The 21,089-nt window shown below is 58.8% G+C and carries 14 protein-coding genes; 11 read left to right on the top strand and 3 right to left on the bottom strand.

Annotated elements, in window-relative coordinates:
• Nucleotides 1–91 precede the first annotated feature (91 nt).
• The 9 genes from ACNKU7_RS16045 (at nt 92) to ACNKU7_RS16005 (ending at nt 13,126) form a co-directional block, all read left to right on the top strand.
• Complete coding sequence (locus ACNKU7_RS16045) at nt 92–1,168, top strand: pilus assembly protein PilM (protein ID WP_418298012.1); 1,077 nt, start codon at nt 92–94, stop codon at nt 1,166–1,168.
• Nucleotides 1,169–1,170: 2 nt separating this feature from the next.
• Entirely contained in the window at nt 1,171–1,761 is a 591-nt protein-coding gene (locus ACNKU7_RS16040; protein WP_418298011.1) for a PilN domain-containing protein, read from the top strand.
• A 2-nt stretch (nt 1,762–1,763) separates the two neighbouring features.
• Nucleotides 1,764–2,384 carry a type IV pilus inner membrane component PilO gene (locus tag ACNKU7_RS16035; RefSeq protein ID WP_418298010.1) on the top strand — a complete coding sequence of 207 codons (621 nt, stop codon included), beginning with the start codon at nt 1,764–1,766 and terminating at the stop codon, nt 2,382–2,384.
• Nucleotides 2,381–2,908: a pilus assembly protein PilP gene (locus tag ACNKU7_RS16030; protein WP_418298009.1), complete on the top strand. Its 528-nt coding sequence runs from the start codon at nt 2,381–2,383 to the stop codon at nt 2,906–2,908. The genes ACNKU7_RS16035 and ACNKU7_RS16030 overlap by 4 nt, the downstream gene beginning before the upstream one ends.
• A 1-nt stretch (nt 2,909) precedes the next feature.
• Complete coding sequence (gene pilQ, locus ACNKU7_RS16025) at nt 2,910–5,150, top strand: type IV pilus secretin PilQ (RefSeq protein ID WP_418298008.1); 2,241 nt, start codon at nt 2,910–2,912, stop codon at nt 5,148–5,150.
• A complete protein-coding gene (gene aroK / locus ACNKU7_RS16020; protein ID WP_418298034.1) occupies nt 5,150–5,674 on the top strand; it encodes a shikimate kinase AroK in 525 nt (174 codons plus the stop codon). Before pilQ ends, aroK begins: the two co-directional genes overlap by 1 nt.
• Nucleotides 5,675–5,766: 92 nt before the next feature.
• Nucleotides 5,767–6,852 carry a 3-dehydroquinate synthase gene (gene aroB, locus ACNKU7_RS16015; RefSeq protein ID WP_418298007.1) on the top strand — a complete coding sequence of 362 codons (1,086 nt, stop codon included), beginning with the start codon at nt 5,767–5,769 and terminating at the stop codon, nt 6,850–6,852.
• Nucleotides 6,853–7,240: 388 nt separating this feature from the next.
• Complete coding sequence (gene gltB, locus ACNKU7_RS16010) at nt 7,241–11,692, top strand: glutamate synthase large subunit (RefSeq protein ID WP_418298006.1); 4,452 nt, start codon at nt 7,241–7,243, stop codon at nt 11,690–11,692.
• A gap of 15 nt (nt 11,693–11,707) precedes the next feature.
• Complete coding sequence (locus ACNKU7_RS16005) at nt 11,708–13,126, top strand: FAD-dependent oxidoreductase (protein WP_418298005.1); 1,419 nt, start codon at nt 11,708–11,710, stop codon at nt 13,124–13,126.
• Between the two features lie 123 nt (nt 13,127–13,249).
• Here ACNKU7_RS16005 and ACNKU7_RS16000 read toward each other — a convergent pair whose 3' ends face one another.
• From ACNKU7_RS16000 to ACNKU7_RS15990, 3 genes are all read right to left on the bottom strand, one after another.
• Entirely contained in the window at nt 13,250–14,617 is a 1,368-nt protein-coding gene (locus tag ACNKU7_RS16000) for a Na+/H+ antiporter NhaC family protein (protein WP_418298004.1), read from the bottom strand.
• 160 nt (nt 14,618–14,777) lie between these two features.
• Complete coding sequence (locus tag ACNKU7_RS15995; protein ID WP_418298003.1) at nt 14,778–17,078, bottom strand: TonB-dependent receptor; 2,301 nt, start codon at nt 17,076–17,078, stop codon at nt 14,778–14,780.
• Nucleotides 17,079–17,206: 128 nt separating this feature from the next.
• Nucleotides 17,207–18,058 (bottom strand): response regulator transcription factor, encoded by an 852-nt coding sequence (locus tag ACNKU7_RS15990; RefSeq protein ID WP_418298002.1) that lies wholly within the window; start codon nt 18,056–18,058, stop codon nt 17,207–17,209.
• Between the two features lie 211 nt (nt 18,059–18,269).
• On the opposite strand from ACNKU7_RS15990, the gene hemE reads away from it, so the two are divergent.
• Both hemE and ACNKU7_RS15980 read left to right on the top strand, forming a co-directional pair.
• Nucleotides 18,270–19,352: a uroporphyrinogen decarboxylase gene (gene hemE / locus ACNKU7_RS15985; RefSeq protein ID WP_418298001.1), complete on the top strand. Its 1,083-nt coding sequence runs from the start codon at nt 18,270–18,272 to the stop codon at nt 19,350–19,352.
• 256 nt (nt 19,353–19,608) lie between these two features.
• Nucleotides 19,609–20,994, top strand: coding sequence for an HD-GYP domain-containing protein (locus ACNKU7_RS15980; protein WP_418298000.1), 1,386 nt, complete (start codon nt 19,609–19,611; stop codon nt 20,992–20,994).
• Nucleotides 20,995–21,089 lie beyond the last annotated feature (95 nt).

Genomic DNA, 21,089 nt, shown 5'->3' with positions numbered 1-21,089 from the left:
GTGCACTGATACCTATGCAAAAGGCGGTTGCGACGGTAATTTAAAGTGCTATACCATCAAACCTCCATAACCCACGGAAAAGATAAGAAAAATGGGGATGCTCCCTTTTCTCAATAAAGGCCCAAAAGCCATGCTTGGGCTCGATATTAGCTCTACCTCGGTAAAGTTGCTTGAACTGAGTCGCAGTGGCGACAAATACCGGGTAGAAAGCTATGCGACTGAGCCCCTGCCTCCGAATGCGGTAGTGGATAAGAATATCAACGATATTGCCGCTACGGCCGAAGCCATTCGCAAGGTGGTTCGCCGCTCCAAGACCCGCCTGCGCCAGGCAGCCGTGGCTGTATCCGGCTCCGCGGTCATTACCAAGACCCTGGAAATGTCCGCCGACCTTTCCGATGATGCCCTGGAGGCGGCGATCGCACTGGAGGCGGATCAATACATTCCCTACCCCTTGGATGAAGTAAACCTGGACTTTGAGGTTCAGGGGCCGTCCGAACGGGGCGAAGGGCAGGTAGAGGTTCTGCTGGCGGCCTGCCGCACGGAAACCGTTGACCAGCGAGTATCGGCATTGGGTGAGGCCGAGCTCAAGGCGGGCGTTGTCGACGTGGAGGCCTACGCGATTGAGCGTGCCTACAGCCTGCTGGCGGATCAGTTCCCCGCCCAGGAGCAACTGGTTGTCGCGGTGATCGATATCGGTGCCACGATGAGCGCGCTGTCGGTGATGGTTGATGGGCGCACTGTGTATACCCGTGAGCAGCTGTTTGGTGGTCGCCAGTTGACGGATGAAATTCAGCGTCGCTACGGCCTGTCCGCCGAAGAGGCTGCACTGGCCAAGCGCCAGGGCGGCAGCGGCCTGCCGGACGACTACTACCCCGAAGTTCTCGAGCCCTTCCGCGACGCGGTGGTGCAACAGGTAACGCGCTCCCTGCAGTTTTTCTATTCATCGACTTCCTACAGTGACGTTGACTACATCCTCCTCGGCGGCGGTGTGTCGGCGATGGAGGGGTTGGCCGATTTGGTTGCCCAGAAACTGAACAAGCCGACCATGGTGGCAAACCCGTTCCGCGATATGAGCGTGGCGTCCCGGGTCAACCGCCAGGCGCTGGCCAGTGAGGCGCCGTCATTGATGATTGCTGCAGGTCTGGCTATGCGCGAGAGGGAGTTTTAACCATGGCGAAGATAAACCTACTCCCCTGGCGCCAGGAATACCGGGCGCAGAAGCAGAAAGAATTCCAGCAAGTTGCGACACTGGTGGTGATTGCGGCTGGTTTTTCCGTGTTTATGTGGATGAAAACCGTCGATTCGCAGATTGCCAATCAAAACGAGCGCAATCAGGTACTGCAATCCGAAATTACCGCCTTGAACCGGCAGGTAGCGGAAATCAAGGATCTGAAAAAACGTCGTCAGGAACTGATTGACCGTATGCGCGTGATTCAGGAATTGCAGGGCAACCGCCCGCTGTCGGTGCGCTACTTCGACGAAATGGTGCGCGCAGCGCCGGAAGGCCTCTGGCTGACGCACCTGAAGCGCAGTGGCAACACGATGCAAATTTCCGGTGTCGCGGAGTCCAATAACCGCGTTTCTTCGTTCATGCGCAGTCTGGATCAGTCCGAATGGTATGAATCGCCGAACTTGACCGGCGTTACTGCAAAGCCGGAATTCGGCGAGCAGGCGAGCGCGTTTGAAATGACGGTAAACGTCAGCAAGCGCAAAAAAGCCGAGGGCCAGGAAGATGCCGATGGCAAGGGCGAGGGGGCGTAACGATGGCTCTGGAAGATACTCTCAAGCAGCTGAATCAGCTGGATATCAATGATATCGATTTCTCCCGGGTGGGGGTTTGGCCCCTGGCTGGCAGAATCGTATTGCTGGTTGTCATTGCGGCACTGCTCGTTGGCGGTGGCTATTTCTTCATGATCAAGGATCGTTACAGCCAGCTCGAATTCGCGCAAAACAAAGAGCGCGAGCTGTTTACCCAGTTCGAAAGCAAGGCGTTTGAGGCCGCCAACCTGGAGGCCTACAGAGAACAGCTTGCGGAAATGGAAGAAACCTTCGGCGCGCTTCTCAAGCAGCTGCCGAAAGACACCGAAGTGCCGGGGCTGCTGGAAGATATCGATGAGTTCGGCCGCGGCAGCGGCCTGACCATCCAGAAAGTGGCTCTGGAAGGTGAACAGGTCGGCGAGTTTTATATCGAGCTGCCAATTCGTATTGAAGTCCAGGGCGGGTACCACGAATTTGGTGCCTTTGTCAGTGGTATTGCCGGCATGCCGCGTATTGTGACCCTGCATGATTTCGACATTCAGTTAAGTAAAGACGGAAATGCCCTGCTGAACATGGTCGTAAATGCAAAGACCTATCGTTACAAAGATCAGGGAGGAGAAGGATGAACAAGTACTTCGCTCTGACAGCTGTAATTTTGGCTTTGGCCGGGTGTAGTCTCGACGGCAATCACGGTGACCTGCGCCAGAAAATCGCTGCCGTGAAGCACAAGCCGAAAGGTCAAATTGAGCCGATCCCAACCTTTACCCCTTACAGCCCCTATGTATACAGCGCGGCTGCCTTGCGCAGTCCGTTCATCCGTCCCGTACTGGAGGCTGAGCAGCGTCTGGTTGGACGCAAGCTGGACGTGGCGCCGGATGTAAACCGGCAAAAAGAGTTGCTGGAGCGTTTTCCGTTTGATGCGCTCTCCATGGTGGGCACACTTTCTCGCAGTGGCCAATTGTGGGCGCTGGTGAATGATGGTGAGGGTGGCATTCACCGCATCACCATTGGAAATTACCTGGGCAAAAATCACGGGCGTGTAGTCAACGCCTCATCGTCTCAGATCGATGTACTGGAAATTGTGCCGGATGGCACCGGTGGCTGGATTGAACGGCCGCGGGCACTGACTTTGGAAGAGAAGGACAACTAAAATGATTACCACGCAACTCGCCAAAGTAATGGCGTGCGCCGCCAGGAGTATGCAGCGTGCAAAAGCGCTGTTCTCGGGGTTACTGTTGTTGATTTTGGCTGTGCCGGCATTTGCCAGTCAGTTGAACGATATACAATTTTCCGAACTGCCTGGCAGCAGGCTGCAATTGCGCCTCACTTTCAGTGATGTGCCTCCTGAGCCCACCGGATACACCATCGAGCAACCGGCCAGAATCGTCATGGATTTCGCCGGCGTCGAGAGCGTTCTGCCGCAGAAAAAGTACTCCCTGGATATCGGTGCTGCACGCAGCGCGGTGATTGTTTCCGGGGAAGACCGTACCCGCCTGATAATTAACCTGGACGAACTGCCGGTATACACCAGCGAGCGCGTGGGAAACCAGGTTGTTTTGGAAGTGGGTGCGGATACCGCAGCCACCGCGGCCGTGGCTGCAGCCCCGGTGCACAGCAGCACCAATGTGGGCGGTAACGCACGATTCAAGGCGGCCAACAATGTCGCGATCAACAATGTTGATTTTCGTCGCGGCGAAGGCGGTGAAGGCAAGTTGATCGTGAGCCTGACCGACCCCGCAGTGAACATTGACGTTGAGCGCACCAAGGGCAAGATTGTTCTGACCTTCCTCGGTGCGGAATTACCCCCTTCTTTGCGCCAACGCCTGGATGTCACGGACTTCGCCACCCCGGTCAACTCTATCGCGGTGGATTACGATGGCCGCAACACGGTAATTTCTGTCGATCCCCACGATGGTGAGTATGACTACCTGGCGTATCAGGCCGATGACCAGTATGTCCTCAGCGTCAAACCTCTGACCGTTGCCGAAGTGCGGGAAAAGCAGAAAGAGTTCGCATTTACTGGCGAGAAGCTGTCCCTGAATTTCCAGGACATCGAGGTGCGCTCGGTGCTGCAGTTGATTGCTGACTTCACCGACCTGAACCTGGTGGCCAGTGATACCGTTGAAGGCCGCATTACCCTGCGTCTCGACGGTGTGCCCTGGGACCAGGCGCTGGAGCTGATCTTGAAAGCCAAGGGCCTGGACAAGCGCCAGGAGGGCAACGTGATCATGGTGGCGCCTGCGGCAGAAATTGCCGAGCGCGAACGCCAGGAACTCGAGACCCGCAAGCAGTTGGAAGAACTGGCGCCGCTGCGCACCGAATACATTCAGGTTCGCTACGCCGACGCGCGTGAACTGTTCACCCTGTTCTCTGGTGACCAGCAAGGTGGTGGCGGTGGTGGCCGCGGCAATTTTGCCGGTGGTCGCGATGATCAGGATCAGCGCAGCATCCTGTCTACGCGCGGCAGTGCCATCGTGGATGAACGTACCAACACCATTATTTTGACCGATACCGAAGAGAAGATTGCGCAGTTCCGCGAGCTGATTTCCGCGATCGATATCCCGATTCGCCAGGTCATGATCGAAGCGCGTATCGTCAATGCGAATACCGATTTCCTGAAAGAATTCGGTGTGCGCTGGAACTACGGTGAACACCACGAGTACCACGGTGGTATCGGCGAGGGCACCGGCTCCCTGGATGGCTCTTTCGGGCTTGAGGACAACCGCACCGAGGAAACCTTTACCGATGCGGCGGGCAACGAAGTAGAAGTCGACGTCTGGACTCCCAGCCTGAACGACACCTTGCTGGTGGACCTCGGCGTGAATAATCCGGCCGGTAACATTGCCTACTCGATCCTGAAGAATAACTTCTTTGTGGGCCTTGAGCTGTCGGCACTGGAAGATGTTGGCAAGGCCGAAATCGTGTCCCAGCCGAAGGTGGTTACCGGCGATAAGCAGGAAGCCAATATCCAGTCTGGTGTGGAGATTCCGTATCTGGAAGCGACTTCTTCCGGTGCGGCTTCCGTTACCTTCCGCGAAGCCGTGCTGCAGCTGAACGTGACGCCGCAGATTACCCCGGATGACAACATCATCATGGCCCTGAATATTAATCAGGACAGCATCGGTCAGCTCGCGGGCACCACCGGTATTCCCACGATCAACGTGAACTCGCTGCAGACCAAAGTCCTGGTGCGCAATGGTGAAACGATCGTGCTCGGTGGTATTTTCGAGAATACGGTGATCGAAGGTGAAACCAAGATCCCGTTCCTCGGCGATATCCCCTACCTGGGCCACCTGTTCAAGACCACCACGCGGCAGGATGACAAGCGGGAGATGCTGATTTTCATCACCCCACGCATCATGCAGGACGATTTCTTGTCCTTCAGCAAGTGATCAGTCAGCCCATCTTTTTAGTCGGCCCCATGGGGGCCGGCAAATCCACCATCGGTAAATTGCTGGCAGCGCAATTGCAGCTGCCATTTGCCGATTCAGACAAGGTGCTCGAAGAGCGCACCGGCGCCGATATACCCTGGATATTTGATGTTGAAGGGGAAGCTGGATTTCGCCGGCGCGAGCACGATGTGCTGTTGGATCTTTGCAATGGTTTACCCCAGGTCATCGCTACGGGTGGTGGGATCGTGTTGTTACCGGAAAATCGCCAGCTGCTGATTAACAGTGGTCTGGTGGTTTACCTGAGTGCCAGCCTCGATCAGCTAGTGGAGCGAACGGCCAAAAACAGCAATCGCCCCCTGTTGCAGGTGGACGACCCCCGGGCGAAGTTGCAGGAGATACTTCAGCAGCGGGAGCAGTACTATCGGGAGGTTGCTGACCTTGTGTGTGACACCGACGACTGCACGCCGAAGCAGGCTGCACAGATGGTCGCGGAGCATCTGCTGGGCAGTACCCTTTCTCCCTGAGCGGGCGCACTACCTCCTCCGATCAGCAACACGCTCTCCGGCTGTGTTAGAGTGCTTCCTTTGAGCATAAACGTGCAAGTAAGGGAGTTGCCATGCACAGTCTCAACGTCGATCTCGGGGAGCGCAGCTACCCGATTCTTATCGGTTCCGGCCTGATTGCATCGCCGGAGCACATCCTGCCCTATATCCGCGGACGCCAGGCGCTCGTGGTGACCAATGAAACCATCGCGCCACTGTATCTGGAGCGCATACTCCAGAGCCTTTCCGGCCTGGATCGGGTAGACAGTATCGAGCTGCCCGATGGAGAGGCGTTCAAGACGCTGGATACGGTCAATCGAATCTTCGATACCCTTCTGCACAACCGCCATGATCGCGGAACCACCATCATCGCCCTCGGTGGCGGCGTCGTTGGTGACATGAGTGGCTTTGCCGCCGCCTGTTACCAGCGTGGAGTGGACTTCATCCAGGTGCCGACCACGCTGCTCTCCCAGGTGGACTCCTCTGTGGGCGGTAAAACCGGGGTGAATCATCCCCTTGGGAAAAACATGATCGGGGCTTTCTACCAACCGCAGCTGGTGTTGGTGGACATAGATACCCTGACCACATTGCCCGATCGAGAACTCTCCGCCGGCATCGCGGAAGTCATTAAGTACGGCATGATCTGCGACGCGCCTTTTTTCACCTGGCTCGAAGAAAATATGGATCGCCTGCTGGCACGCGACCCTGTAGCTCTGGCTTACGCGATTGAGAAAAGCTGTGCGAGCAAAGCCGAGGTTGTTGCCGACGATGAACGGGAGTCTGGACGTCGGGCGATCCTGAATTTTGGGCATACCTTTGGTCATGCGATTGAGGCTGTCCAGGGCTACGGCAACTGGCTGCACGGTGAGGCGGTGGCTGCCGGGATGGTGATGGCGGCCGAGCTTTCCTGCCTGCGCGACTGGATATCAGTGGAAGATGTACAGCGTCTGCGGCGTTTGCTTGAGCGCGCCAACCTGCCGCTCGCGTCCCCGGCAGACATGACGGTGGAGGATTACCTGCAGGCCATGGCTGTGGATAAGAAAGTGCAGAATGGACAGCTGCGGCTGGTGCTGCTGCGTGCGCTTGGCGATGCGCATATTGTTTCCGATACGCCAAAACCGCTGCTGATAGAAACCTTGCAAAAGTGCGGTGCAAAGTGATGGCTTGGCGTCAAATTGACCCTGCTGAGGATTCTTTGACAGAGCGTTGCGAATGAAGAAGATAAATCGGTTTTTTGTGTTGCTTACAGCGAAAAAAACTGCCAAATCTTGCAATCGCAGGGGGTGGCTAGTAATATTGCGCGCCCCCCTGGTAAAAGCCGGGGAAGTGAGCTGATAACAACAAACGCAGGCACATAAAAAATGTGCAAAAACAAAGCCCCGCAAGCGGGCTTTTTTTGTCACTGGACTATGGAAATTTCAGTGGAAGCTGCGGCAAATTTGGCTCGAAAGTAGATAAATATACCCCCTGAGCCAGCCTGCGGGCTGAGCACAGAAGGCCCGGAGGCCTTTCTCAGGAAGGGGTAGCAATAACACTTTGAGGAATTCTATGGGTAGCGGTCTGTATCGATTGGATGAGTTCAAAGATAACTGTGGCTTTGGTCTGATTGCCCATCTGAAAGGCAAGACCAGCCACAAGTTGCTGCAGACGGCGATTGAGTCGCTGACCTGTATGACTCACCGCGGTGGTATTGCCGCCGATGGCAAAACCGGTGATGGCTGCGGCCTCTTGCTGCAGAAGCCGGATGCATTTCTGCGCAAGGCGGCAAAGGATGCCTTTGGCGGCGAGTTGACCGACAGATACGCTGTCGGCTCGCTGATGTTGCCGCTGGATGAGAACGAAGCTGCGGCTGCCCGCGCTATTCTCGAGCGTGAAGTCGCGGCGCAGGGCCTGAGGGTCGCCGGCTGGCGCCCGGTGCCAACCAATGCCGAATGTCTTGGTCCTATTGCGCGGGAGTCCCTGCCGCGTTTTGAGCAATTGCTGATTAACGATGCCGAGCAGCCGCTGGGCGAGCAGAAATTCAATGCGCGCCTGTTTGTGGTTCGCCGCAAGGCGGAACAGCAATTGGCAGAAGGCGCTTACATCGCCAGCCTGTCGACCGCGGTGCTGTCCTACAAGGGACTGATGATGCCGGCGGATCTGCCGAAATTTTTCCCGGATCTCGCCGATGCGTCCCTGGAGACGGCGATCTGTGTATTCCACCAGCGCTTTTCCACCAACACCATGCCGCGCTGGCCGCTGGCGCAGCCGTTCCGCATGCTGGCGCACAATGGTGAGATCAACACCATCACCGGCAACCGCAACTGGTCCGTAGCGCGTACGCCAAAGTTCAATTCCGAGCTGCTCCCGGAACTGGCTGAGCTGGCGCCGCTGGTAAACCGCACCGGCTCCGACTCTTCCAGTCTCGATAACATGCTGGAAATGCTGATGGCCGGCGGCATGGATATGCACCGCGCGATTCGCATGCTGGTGCCACCGGCCTGGCAGAACGTGGACACCATGGATTCCGAGCTGCGTGCGTTTTACGAGTACAACTCCATGCACATGGAACCGTGGGACGGCCCGGCTGGCCTGGTACTGACGGACGGCCGCTATGCGGTGTGTACCCTCGACCGCAATGGCCTGCGTCCTTCGCGCTGGGTGATCACCAAAGACGATTTCATTACGGTGGCCTCGGAAGTGGGTACTTACCAGTACGACCCGGCCGATGTCGTTGCCAAGGGACGCCTCGGGCCCGGTCAGATCCTTTCTGTCGATACGCTCACGGGCGAGTTGCGCCATACCGCCGATGTGGACAATGCGCTGAAAAAAGCCCACCCCTACAAGCAGTGGCTGAAGAACAAGGCCCGCCGTATCCGTTCCACCCTGGTCACGGCACCGGTGGACAACAACTTCTCCTTCGAGCAGTTCAAGGTTTACCAGAAGCTGTTCAGTTCCTCACTGGAGGAGCGCGATCAGGTCGTGCGCCCGCTGGCCGAATCCGGCCAGGAGGCGGTGGGCTCCATGGGTGACGATACGCCGATGGCGGTACTGTCTCAGGGCAACCGTTGCCTGTACGACTTTTTCCGCCAGCAGTTTGCCCAGGTGACCAACCCGCCGATCGATCCCCTGCGGGAAACCATCGTCATGTCCCTGGAGACCTGCCTGGGCCGTGAGAAATCCGTATTCGAGGAAACGCCCGAGCACGGTGACCGCGTCATTCTCTCGTCGCCAGTGCTGTCACATATGAAGTACACCGCGCTGCTGGATCTGGGGCGCGAAGAGTTCAAGGCCAGGGTTTTCGACCTGAATTACGACCCCGCGCAGCAGGATCTGAAATCAGCGATCGAAAAATTGTGCAGTGATGTTGCCGACTCCGTGCGCAAGGAAGGCACTGTAATTGTGGTGCTGTCTGATCGTGGCATCAGTGAAAACAAGCTGCCGATCGATGCCCTTCTCGCCACCGGTGCCGTGCATCACCACTTGGTGTACGCGGGCCTGCGTTGCGATTCAAATATCGTGGTGGATACCGCAACCGCGCGGGATTCGCACCAGCTGGCGTGCCTGCTCGGCGTCGGTGCCACGGCGGTGCATCCGTATTTCTCCTACAGCATCATCAACCACCTGATCGAAACTGGTGAATTGTTGCTGGATGCGGCTACCGCCCAGAAAAACTACCGCAATGGCATCATCAAGGGACTGCTCAAGATCCTGTCGAAGATGGGCATTTCCACCATTGCGTCTTACCGCGGCGCCTTGCTGTTTGAGCTTGTGGGCCTGTCCCAGGACGTGATTGATCTCTGTTTCCCGGAAGCGCCGGCCCGTGTGTTGGGCGCTGGCTTCAAGGAGCTGGAAGACGATATGCGTGCGCGCGCACAGCTTGCCTGGAAGCCGCGCAAGAAAGTGTCCCCCGGCGGCCTGCACAAGTTCGTCTATGGTGAGGAATACCACGCGTTCAACCCGGATGTGGTGCAGGCACTGCAGCAGGCGGTGCGCTCCGGCGACTATGGGGCCTGGCGCGATTACGCGACCCTGGTCAACCAGCGCCCGGTGGCCACCCTGCGCGATTTGCTCGCGCTGAAAAAAGATGTACAGCCAATTCCGCTGGACGAAGTGGAACCGGTGGAAAATATCCTGCGCCGTTTCGACTCCGCTGCCATGTCCCTCGGCGCACTATCGCCGGAGGCGCACGAGTCTCTGGCCCAGGCCATGAACCGCTTGGGTGGGCGCTCCAACAGTGGTGAGGGCGGTGAGGATCCCGCGCGCTTCGGTACCGACAAGGTATCGAAGATCAAGCAGATCGCTTCCGGCCGCTTTGGTGTGACCCCGCACTATCTGGTCAATGCCGAGGTACTGCAGATCAAGGTTGCCCAGGGTGCCAAGCCCGGTGAGGGCGGCCAGCTGCCGGGCGGCAAGGTCAACGACCTGATCGCGCGCCTGCGCTACTCCGTGCCCGGCGTGACCCTGATCTCGCCGCCGCCACACCACGATATCTACTCGATCGAGGATCTGGCGCAGCTGATCTATGACCTCAAGCAGGTCAACCCGGATGCGCTGGTTTCCGTGAAGCTGGTATCCCGCCCTGGCGTTGGCACCATCGCCGCAGGCGTGGCCAAGGCCTACGCGGATCTGATTACCATTTCCGGTTACGACGGCGGCACCGCCGCGAGCCCGATTACCTCGATTCGCTATGCCGGTTCCCCATGGGAGCTGGGCCTGGCGGAAACCCACCAGACCCTGCGCGCCAACGACCTGCGCGGCAAAGTGCGGGTGCAGACCGATGGCGGTCTCAAGTCCGGTCTCGACGTAATCAAGGCAGCGATTCTCGGGGCGGAAAGTTTCGGTTTCGGTACCGCGCCGATGGTGGCGCTGGGCTGTAAATACCTGCGCATCTGCCACCTGAACAACTGTGCCACCGGTGTCGCGACCCAGAACAAGGATCTGCGAGACGAGCACTACATCGGCACCGTGGAAATGGCGATGAACTTCTTCAAGTTCGTGGCCGAGGAAACCCGCGAGTGGATGGCGAGCCTGGGTATCCGCAGCCTCGACGAGCTGGTCGGCCGCGTAGACCTTCTGGAAACACTGGAAGGTAGCACCAGCAAGCAGAAAACCCTGGACCTGTCTCCGCTGCTGCACACTGATGCGCTGCTCGACAGCAAGCCGCAGACCTGTCAGCAACCGAGAAACGAGCCCTGGGACAAAGGCCTGCTGGCCGAGCGCATGGTGGAAGAGATTCTTCCCGCAATCGAAAACCTGTCCGGCGGCGAGTACACCTACAAGCTCACCAACTGCGACCGCTCCATAGGTGCGCGCCTCTCCGGTGAAATTGCCAAACGCCACGGCAACCAGGGTATGGCCGATGCGCCAATCAAGCTGAACCTGACCGGCGTTGCCGGCCAGTCGTTCGGGGTGTGGAATGCCGGCGGCCTGGAGATGTACCTGGAAGGCGATGCCAACGACTACGTGGGCAAGGGTATGGCCGGCGGCAAGCTGGTGATCCGACCGCCCCGCGAAAGCGCGTTCGCTTCCGAGGAAACTAGCATTGTCGGCAATACCTGCCTGTACGGCGCTACTGGCGGCAAACTGTTCGCGTCCGGTTGTGCCGGCGAGCGGTTTGCGGTGCGTAACTCCGGCGCCTTTGCGGTTGTCGAGGGTGCCGGTGACCACTGCTGTGAGTATATGACCGGCGGTATGGTTGCCGTGCTCGGCAAGACCGGGGTCAATTTCGGTGCCGGTATGACTGGTGGCTTCGCCTACGTACTGGATATGGATCGCGACTTCTTCGACAAGTGCAACCACGAGTTGATCGAGCTGCGCCGCATCAGCAGCGAGGCGCTGGAGGAATACCAGAGCCACCTGCGCGAAGTGATCGAAGAGTTTACCGCAGAGACCGGCAGTGCCTGGGGTGAGGAATTGCTCGAAAACCTCGACGATTACCTCAACAAATTCTGGCTGGTGAAGCCCAAGGCGGCGAGCCTCGCCGGCCTGATGGCCAATGTGCGCAAGCGCGGCGAATAAGGGGGAGATTTACTTATGTCTCAGCGTCTCAGTAACGATTTTCAGTTTGTCGACGTAAGCCGGGTAGATCCCGCCAAGAAAGACATCATTACCCGCACCAACCAGTTTGTGGAAATCTACCAGCCGTTCACCGAGCGGCAGGTAGCCAGCCAGGCGCACCGCTGCCTCGACTGCGGCAACCCTTACTGTGAGTGGAAGTGCCCGGTACACAACTACATTCCCAACTGGCTGCGCCTGATCAGCGAAGGCAACATCGTGGAAGCGGCGGAGCTGAGCCACCAGACCAACTCCCTGCCGGAGGTGTGTGGCCGTGTGTGCCCGCAGGATCGCCTGTGTGAAGGGGCCTGTACCCTGAACGACGGTTTCGGTGCGGTGACCATCGGCAACGCGGAAAAGTACATCACCGACACCGCCTTTGCGCTGGGCTGGCGCCCGGATCTGAGTGCGGTCAAGAAAACCGACAAGCGCGTCGCCATCGTCGGTGCCGGTCCCGCGGGCCTGGCCTGCGCGGACGTACTCGTGCGCAACGGCGTGCAGCCGGTGGTGTTCGACAAGCATCCAGAGATCGGTGGCCTGCTGACATTTGGTATCCCGGAATTCAAGCTGGAAAAGTCCGTGATGCAGCAGCGTCGCGCGATTTTTACCGAGATGGGGGTGGAATTCTGCCTGGAAACCGAGATTGGCAAGGACATCACCTTTGACCAGCTGATGGCCGACTATGATGCGGTTTTCCTGGGGATGGGTACCTACAACTACATGAAGGGCGGTTTCCCCGGGGAAGACCTGCCTGGCGTGCACGACGCGCTGCCGTTCCTGGTGGCCAATGTGAATCGCAACATGGGCTGGGAAAAGCAGCCGGAAGATTTCATTTCCGTTGAGGGCAAGCGCGTTGTGGTACTCGGTGGTGGTGACACGGCCATGGACTGTAACCGCACTTCAATCCGCCAGGGCGCCAAGCGTGTGACCTGTGCCTATCGTCGCGATGAGGAAAACATGCCGGGTTCCCGTCGCGAGGTGGCGAATGCCAAGGAAGAGGGCGTGCGCTTCCTGTTCAACCGCCAGCCGGTGGAAATCGTCGGTGATGGCAAGGTGGAAGGTGTAAAGGTTGTGACCACCCAGCTGGGTGAGCCGGACGAAAACGGCCGCCGTCGCCCCGAGGTGATTCCGGGATCGGAAGAAATCATTCCGGCGGATGTGGTGCTGGTTGCCTTCGGCTTCCGCCCCAGCCCTGCGGAGTGGTTTGGCGACCACAATATCGCAGTGGCTGACTGGGGTGGGGTTGTTGCACCGGAGCAGCAGGAATACAAATTCCAGACCTCGAATGAGAAAGTCTTCGCCGGTGGCGACATGGTGCGCGGTTCCGACCTGGTGGTAACGGCCATCTGGGAAGGGCGGCAGGCAGCCGAGGGCATCCTCGATTACCTCTCTGTCTGATCTTGTGAATCTGACCGTGTAAAAAAGGGGCGTTATCGCCCCTTTTTTCGTTGTGTTTTTTCTTCCTCCCGCCGTTTTCCCTGCACTGGTCTTGCCGTTCTGTCGCCTCCTGCCTGTGAGTGATCAGGTCAGTAGGTAGCCGAGAGCGATAAAGCCGGCGCTGGAAACCGCCGCTGCAATCAGCGCATAAGGCAGCTGGGTCAGTGCATGGCTCATTGGCGAGCAGCCGCTGCCCTGGGCAGCCAATACCGTAGCGTCGCCGTAGAAGCTGGCGTGGCTGCCGAACGCGCTGGCGGACAACAGGGCGCCGATCGCCAGTGGCAGCGGACAGCCAACGGCCTCGGCCAGCGGGATAATGATCGGAATCGTGATGGCAAAGACACCCCACGATGACCCGGTGGCAAAAGAGATCAGTGACATCGAGAGGAAGGCCACCAGTGGCAACCACTGCGCGGTCATCAATGGCTTCACCGACTCGATCACATACTGCGGCATGCCCAGGCTGTCGTTGACCGCCTTGAACATGAAGGCAGCGACCACGATGGCGAGCGGCGCAATCATGGTTTTGAACCCTTCCAGGACGGTGTCGAAAATATCGCCCCACGAAATCAATTTCTGCAGCCCCAGCAGGGGGATGGTGATGGCGAGTGCGGCGATCACACCTTTCAGCACATCGATATCGTACAGCCAGCTGAAAATCAGCAGGCTCAGGATCGGGATGGCAAAGTTCCAGGCGTGACGCTTGCGCCTTACGGCAGCGGCGCCCAGTGAGGCGGGCACCAGTTCCAGGTCATCTTCCCTCGCGGCAGGTTCCCCGTGCGCAGCCTGCGACTCTGCCTTCTTCATGGGGCCGATCAGCGGAATATGGCCCGTGGCCACCAGGGGCACGATTAACAGTGCGAGCCAGGAATAGAGCATGAACGGGATGGCGCTGATATACAGGCCCATACCGCTTCCCTCACTGGCGATATCCGAGGATTCCAGTATCCCGGAGAAATAGACCGCCCAGGTCGAGATTGGCACGAGAAAGCAGGCGGGTGCCGCGGTGGAGTCCGCCACATAGGCGAGCATCTGGCGAGAAATACGGAACCGATCCGTAAGTTTTTTCATTGAGGCGCTGACGGCCAGCGCGTTGAGATAGTCATCGATAAAGATAACCAGGCCCAGTAACCAGGTGCTGAGCAGTGCGCGGGCACGGGTATTGGCCCCGGCAGCCAGGATATCGGCAAAGGCGCTGGCGCCCCCGGTTCGGATCAGCAGCGCGATCAGGCTGCCGAACAGGCCGCACACCAGAATGATCCAGCCAATGGTCTCGTCCATCATGACCGACAGTGCCGTGTCTGCCAGAGGTGTCATGATATTGGTGGGATCGAGCATCAGCAGTGCCGCGACGACGCCAGTGGCGAGCGCAGCCACCGGGCGATGGGTCAGGATCGCAGTAACCACCACCACCAGGGTGGGCAATAAGCTCAGGAGTCCGTAGGTATCCATGGAAAACCTCGGGTTGCGGGGCCGCGGGATACCGGCCCGCTACGGATGAAGAGTGCGCGGTGACGAACCTGCGCGGTGACAGGCCAGGCAGGGCTGCTGCCTGGCTTGTGGTGGGAGCGCATCCGGGGCGTGTTGCGGCCCCGGAGATCGCGCGCCCGGATCAGAACTGCATGGTGAAATCCACGCCGGCTATGCGCGGTTTGCTCGGCCACACCTGCGTGTTAACCAGGCCATAGCCCCACTGGTTGTTCACATCGGCATTGGCCCAGCCGCGTTCGAAGTACTGCTCTTCAAACAGGTTCTCCACCCACAGGGTGAGGTTCCAGTCGGCGTTGGCCTGGTAGCCCAGGCGCAGGTTGCTCTCCTGCCAGGCCTTCTGCGCCACCAGCTCGATATTGTCGATATCGCTGTACTGCTTGGACTGGGCAATGTGTTCGTAGCTGAACAGCAGCTCTCCCGAGCTCAGCGGATGGCGATAGGTAGCGATAAATGCAGTGCTCAACTCCGGAGAAAATGGCAGCGCCTTGCCCTTACATCCGGACTCATCACAGGCCTTGCCGCGGATATCGCTGTCGTCGGTGATTTCGGTATCCATGTAAGACAGGGTGAAGAAGAAGTCCAGGCGCTCGCTGGGCAGGTAGCGCAGGTCGAATTCTGCCCCGCGGCCGCCGGCCTCACCCAGGTTCTCCACCAACTGGCTGCCATTGTCGAAGTAGACGAACTGGAGGTCTTCGTAGGTGTACTGGTAAATGGCCAGGTTGGCCTGCAGGGAATTGTTCAGCAGCTTGCTTTTGATACCCGCCTCGAAGCTCTGCACCGTCTCCGGGTCGAACTGCATGGGGGTGGATCCCGGCAAGGCTATGCCGTCATCGTCGACGCCCACGAGATCCACGCCGAAGGTGGCGAAACCGCCAGTCTTGTAGCCGCGGGCGGCGTTGGCGTAGAGGCTGATTTCATCACTCAGGACATAGTTTGCGGCAACGCGGGGGGTGAATGCGCTCCACTCGTCATCGGCCGAGATCCATTCGGGTACCGCGAACTCATAGTTGAAATTGTTGCCCAGCCAGCCGCCGGAATCCGGGATCAGCATTTCCATCTCTTTGCGGTCTACGGTGTAGCGCGCGCCGAGCATCAGGTCGAGCTGGCTGGTGGCTGACCAAGTGGCGTCGGCAAACACGGCCCACCCGGAGGCGGTGACCTCGTTGAAGGTGTCTTCGCGCTTGTTGAGTGCCAGCTCGTCAGCAGTGGGGGCGGCATCCGCTTCCCAGTAGTCCATCCAGAAACCGGGATCCGCGCAGCCGCTCACTTCGCCGTCAAAGTCTTCGGCATCGGTGCGGCTGATGGCCCGGCAAAGGGCATCTTCGTCGTACAGCGCAGAGGCGACGTTGTCGATGTCTTCGCGGTACAGGCTGGCACCCGCGAACCACACGAGGTCGCCGCCGTCGTCAAAGTTGACGCGCACTTCCTGGCTCAGGTAATCGACCTTGGAGTCCTGCAGGTAGTTGTTGACCAGCTCGGGACTCGCGTCATAGTCCTCCAGGTAGTAGAAGTTGAAGGTCTTGTAGCCGGTGATCGAGGTCAGGGTGTATTCGTCAGACAGGTTGACGGTCACGTTGGCGGTGGCCGAAAAAATTTCGCCTTCATCGATGGCATCGCGGCCGCGCAGGTCGCTGTTGACCTTGTTCTTGGGCAGGCCGGCTTCCGGGTCCCAGTAAATCGAGCTGTTCTGCTCGCGATCTTCGTAGTTGAGCGTGAGGGTGGCGTCAGTGCGCTCGCCTTCATAGCGCAGGGCGGCACGGGCGGCACTGCGTTCGTGGAAGCCGTAGTCCTCGCCACCCTGCAGGTTTTCCAGCCAGCCGTCGTCGCTGAGGCCGTACACGCTGCCGCGGAAGTACAGGTTGTCGGTCAGTGGCAGGTTGATGGTGCCGGTGGCTTCGCGCTTGTTGAACTGGGCCGCGCCCAACTGGATCTTGCCTTCGAACTCTTCTGTGGGCTTGTTGGTAAATACGCTGACTGCGCCGGCAATGGCGTTGCGGCCGAACAGGGTGCCCTGCGGACCCTTGACCACCTCGGCGCGCTGTACGTCAAAGAAACTGGTCTGTACGCCGCCGTTGCGGCCCTGCCAGACGCCGTCCATAAAAACCGCAACTGAAGGATCGCCGCCAACGCCGAAATCGTTGGTGCTGATACCGCGCATGGCCATGGCGTCGGAGAAACTGTCTTCCGTGGCCCCGTTGAATCCGGGGGACAGGGCGACCAGACCGCGAACGTCGTCGACATTCGCCTGCTCCATAAAATTGTCACTGAAGGCGGACACGGCAATCGGCACTTCCTGCAGCGTCTGCTCTCTCTGCTGGGCGGTTACAGTGACTTCTTCAATCTGCTGGGCATTGGCGGCTACCGAAGCCAGGCCGGCGATGGCAGCCGCGAGCGCACGATGGCGCAGGGGTACATTTCTCATTGTCGAGTTCCCGGGTAATTATTTTAATTTTCACCGCTGGATGGTGCCTGTTGTCGTTATCGTGCGTGGCACTGCTGACATACTAGGGAGCAGTGGGGAAAGGGGGTATACCCCAACTGGGGTATGTGTCAGGAATTTGCCAGCTGCAGGTTCATATAGGTGAGAAGTGGATCGATGTCGGCGGCGTGATCCAGGCACTGCAGTGAGCTCAGAAACAGGGAAAACAGTTCGTTCTGGGAACCGATGTCCAGCTTGCGATAGATATTCTTGCGGTGGCGGCGCAGGGTCTCCACGGTAATCCCCAGGCGTTCGGCCGCCACCCGGCTGCTGTATCCCTGAAGGATAAGGCCGAGGACATTGCGCTCACGCCCGGTGAGCATGGATTGCCCGAACAGGCTGAAAGCCCGCTCCACATTGCTTCCCACCACCGGAGCTGCGGGTTGTGGAGGGCGTAATTTGACGTGTTGCCTGAGCAGGGCGGTGACCACGGGCTCTGCCGAGCGCAGGAACTGCAATTCCCGCTCGCTAAAGCGGCCGGAAGTTGCGCCGCGCATCAGGCACACCTGCAGCGAACTGCCCGGCGGTATGTCCGCAATAAATACGATCTCGTCGGTGGCATTGAGCAGCGCGTAGTAGCTCTTGTAGTAATCACTTTGTTCGAACCGGTGGGCGGCAATTTCGGTCAGGTGGTAAACCCCGGGTTCGCCCTGTTCGAACGCAGTGAGATAAAAGGGATCCTGTTGATAGGAGCCGGCGATATAGAGATCGATCTGGTTAAGTTCGTCGCCTGCCGGGAGGTCATGGTAGAGGGCGGTGGGCCGCTGCTCCCGGTGATATAGCCAGATCTGCGGGTAGTCCACCGGCACCCGGGTATGGATGGTTTCCAGCAGCGTTTTATAAAAGTTGTCGCTACCCAGTGCCGTCACCAGTGTGCCGAGCGCGCTGTGCCATTGGGCCAGTTCTTCTGTCTCGCCGATCAATGTGGCTGCTCCGAGAGTACCGGTCTCAGTGGATATGTGCTGCGGTAGGGGTTTTCAATTGTTGTTATCATATGCGACCCGACAATATCCCCGCTTGGCCAGGTGGTCAATCGGCTGCGATCCGGGAATCCCGAGGGTTTATTGTCGAATCCTGTTTTCCGTCGCGTCACCCGGCTACAATAGCCGCGATTTTAACCAGCCTGTGGTAGTCATGTCTGAATCCAAGCTCCCCGAATTGAAGAACGACCGTTTCCTTCGCGCCCTGCTGCGCCAGCCCGTCGATCGCACCCCTGTGTGGATGATGCGCCAGGCCGGTCGTTACCTGCCGGAATATCGCGCGACCCGCGCACAGGCCGGAACCTTTATGGACCTGTGTCGCAATACGGAACTGGCCTGTGAAGTGACCATGCAACCGCTCGAGCGCTATCCGCTGGATGCGGCGATCCTGTTTTCCGACATTCTGACCATCCCCGACGCGATGGGGCTCGGTTTGTATTTCTCCGAGGGCGAGGGCCCGAAGTTCAAGAAGCCGGTGCGTACCAGTGCCGATATCGCCGCGCTGGAAGTAGTGAATACGGCCCGGGATCTCGATTACGTGACCAACGCCGTTGCCGCCATCCGCAGCGAGCTCAACGGCCGCGTGCCGCTGATTGGCTTCTCCGGCAGCCCCTGGACCCTGGCTACCTACATGATTGAAGGCGGTTCCAGCCGGGATTTCGCCCGCGCCAAGGAAATGCTCTATAACCGCCCGGAAGACATGCACCAGCTGCTGACGGTATTGGCGGATTCGGTAATTGATTACCTCAACGCCCAGATTCGGGCGGGTGCCCAGGCGGTGCAGATCTTTGACACCTGGGGTGGAGCCCTGAGTCACAGCGCCTACCGCGAGTTCTCACTGCAGTACATGGCCCGTATCCTGCAGGGATTGATCAAGGAACACGAGGGTCGACGGGTACCGGCGATCCTGTTCACCAAGGGCGGCGGCCAGTGGCTGGAGGCAATGGCTGATACCGGTGCCAACGCGCTGGGCCTTGACTGGACGACCGATATTGCCGCGGCGCGCGCCCGTGTTGGTGACCGGGTGGCGCTGCAGGGCAACCTCGACCCGGCCATTCTGCTTGCCAGTCCCCAGCGTATTCGCGATGAGGTGGCGTCCATATTGGCGGCATTTGGCAATGGCAGCGGCCACATCTTCAACCTTGGCCACGGCATCACGCCCCAGGTTGATCCGGCACATGCCGGCGCAATGATCGAAGCTGTGGTGGAGCTGTCAGGGGCTTACCATCAGTCCTGAGTCCGCCAGATAATCTTGTGGGCAGCCTGAGCTGACAGCAGATTTACTGTTATTGGTACGATTGCGTTGTATCACAAGCATTTTTTGTGATTTGCGTCACAAACAAAGTGTCTACTGCGGAGTAGACTTGCGTGACAGTTTGCCCCGTTTTGGTCTCGCCGAAACGGGGTTTTAACTTGGCGCAAACTTTGCCTTCAGAGCAAGTTGCCAGAAAATACAAGAACAAGATTCCCCAGGGTTACACGGCACAGGATCAGTGGCGATCGAACAAGCGAAAGTATTCGTTGAAGACCTTCAGCGCGGCATGTTTGTGTCGCGCCTGGATCGCCCGTGGACGCGAACTCCCTTCGCCCTTCAGGGCTTCTATATCCGCGACCTGGAAGAAATCCGCCAGCTGCAGAAGTACTGCCGCTATGTCTATGTCGATGTGGTCAAATCCGTCGGCGATGTAGGCGTGCGTCTGCGCAAAATTACCCGCGCAGTGAGCCAGCAGGAAGCCAATGCTCCCGCTAGCCGCCAGCCTCGCCGGGTGCCGGTGGCCATTAATTGCAAGCCGGTTCTGATTTCCAGGGATGCCTACGCGGCCCCCGAGCCGGCGCAAAAGGAAGCCGGCAAAGCCCGCGAGCTGCACGGTCGTATCATTGAGGGTATGCATCAGGTCATGGTGCAGTTGCGCAGTGATGGCCCGTTGCCCACCGGGGCAGTCAATCAGGTGGTTACCCAACTGGTTGATAGCGTTTTGCGCAGCCCGGATGCCTTTTCGTGGTTGGCGCGGGTGCGGGAAAAAGATGAACACACCTATAGCCATTCCATCCGGGCGAGTGTCTGGGCAGTAGTGTTTGGCCGTCATATCGGTCTGCGCCGCCAGGAGCTGGTGCAGTTGGGGATGGCGACGCTGCTGAAAGATGTCGGCAAGCTGTATATCGCAGACGAGGTCTTACAGGCTAAGGTTCGGACGCCGCGTGAAGAGCTGGAATACCGCCGTTTCGTCGATAACAGTGTGCGTCTGCTGTCCGCGGATCCGAATATCGAGCAGGCGGTAATCAACATTGTGCACTGCCATCGCGAGCAGTATGACGGCAGTGGTTACCCGAGAGGCCTGCGCGGTGGGCAGATTCCGGTGCTGGCGCGCATGTGCGGCATCGTCACTTTTTACGATGAAGCGACCAACCCGCGCGGTGCGGAATATCCGGTTCCGCCGTCTAAAGCCGTGGCCAAGCTGTATGACTTGCGCAACTGCGCGTTCCAGGAGCAGCTGGTGGTGGAGTTTATCCAGTCCATCGGCCTTTACCCCACGGGCACCCAGGTTGAATTGTCCACCGGTGAAGTGGCGGTCGTGGTAGAGCAGAGCTACAAGCGCAGGCTCAAGCCCAAGGTCATGGTGGTACTGGACAAGAACAAGCAGCCGTTGCCAAAGCCGCGCCTGTTCGATATGGCGGCGGATGATGACCAGAAGCAGAAGCTGGTGGCCCGCGGCAAGAAGACGCTGCAGGAAGTAGGGCTGGTTACTGTGGCCCGGGATCTGGATCCCGGCCATTACCCGCAGGTTGATGTGGCGGCGATCCGCGACCAGTACCTGTTTGAAAATAACGTGCGGGGCATGCTGCCGGGTATTCTTTCCCGACTGCTACCCAACCGCTAATCCTGCCAGATTTATCTCCCCCCTGAGACGCAGGTTGCCGGGCTTGTATGCCCGGCAGCGCAGGGTTCTAACGCCTTTTCGATAATCTCTAATCG

This window comes from Microbulbifer weihaiensis, assembly GCF_048323715.1.
Classification (GTDB): Bacteria; Pseudomonadota; Gammaproteobacteria; order Pseudomonadales; family Cellvibrionaceae; genus Microbulbifer.
The sequence above is the reverse complement of the archived record's forward strand: the minus strand, read 5'-3'. Positions and strand labels throughout refer to the sequence as shown.

Bases quoted from the DNA above. Each gene is read 5' to 3' on its own strand.
- ACNKU7_RS16045 (WP_418298012.1), top strand. From the start codon at position 92: ATGGGGATGCTCCCTTTTCTCAATAAAGGCCCAAAAGCCATGCTTGGG.
- ACNKU7_RS16040 (WP_418298011.1), top strand. From the start codon at position 1,171: ATGGCGAAGATAAACCTACTCCCCTGGCGCCAGGAATACCGGGCGCAG.
- ACNKU7_RS16035 (WP_418298010.1), top strand. From the start codon at position 1,764: ATGGCTCTGGAAGATACTCTCAAGCAGCTGAATCAGCTGGATATCAAT.
- ACNKU7_RS16030 (WP_418298009.1), top strand. From the start codon at position 2,381: ATGAACAAGTACTTCGCTCTGACAGCTGTAATTTTGGCTTTGGCCGGG.
- pilQ (WP_418298008.1), top strand. From the start codon at position 2,910: ATGATTACCACGCAACTCGCCAAAGTAATGGCGTGCGCCGCCAGGAGT.
- aroB (WP_418298007.1), top strand. From the start codon at position 5,767: ATGCACAGTCTCAACGTCGATCTCGGGGAGCGCAGCTACCCGATTCTT.
- gltB (WP_418298006.1), top strand. From the start codon at position 7,241: ATGGGTAGCGGTCTGTATCGATTGGATGAGTTCAAAGATAACTGTGGC.
- ACNKU7_RS16005 (WP_418298005.1), top strand. From the start codon at position 11,708: ATGTCTCAGCGTCTCAGTAACGATTTTCAGTTTGTCGACGTAAGCCGG.
- ACNKU7_RS16000 (WP_418298004.1), bottom strand. From the start codon at position 14,617: ATGGATACCTACGGACTCCTGAGCTTATTGCCCACCCTGGTGGTGGTG.
- ACNKU7_RS15995 (WP_418298003.1), bottom strand. From the start codon at position 17,078: ATGAGAAATGTACCCCTGCGCCATCGTGCGCTCGCGGCTGCCATCGCC.
- hemE (WP_418298001.1), top strand. From the start codon at position 18,270: ATGTCTGAATCCAAGCTCCCCGAATTGAAGAACGACCGTTTCCTTCGC.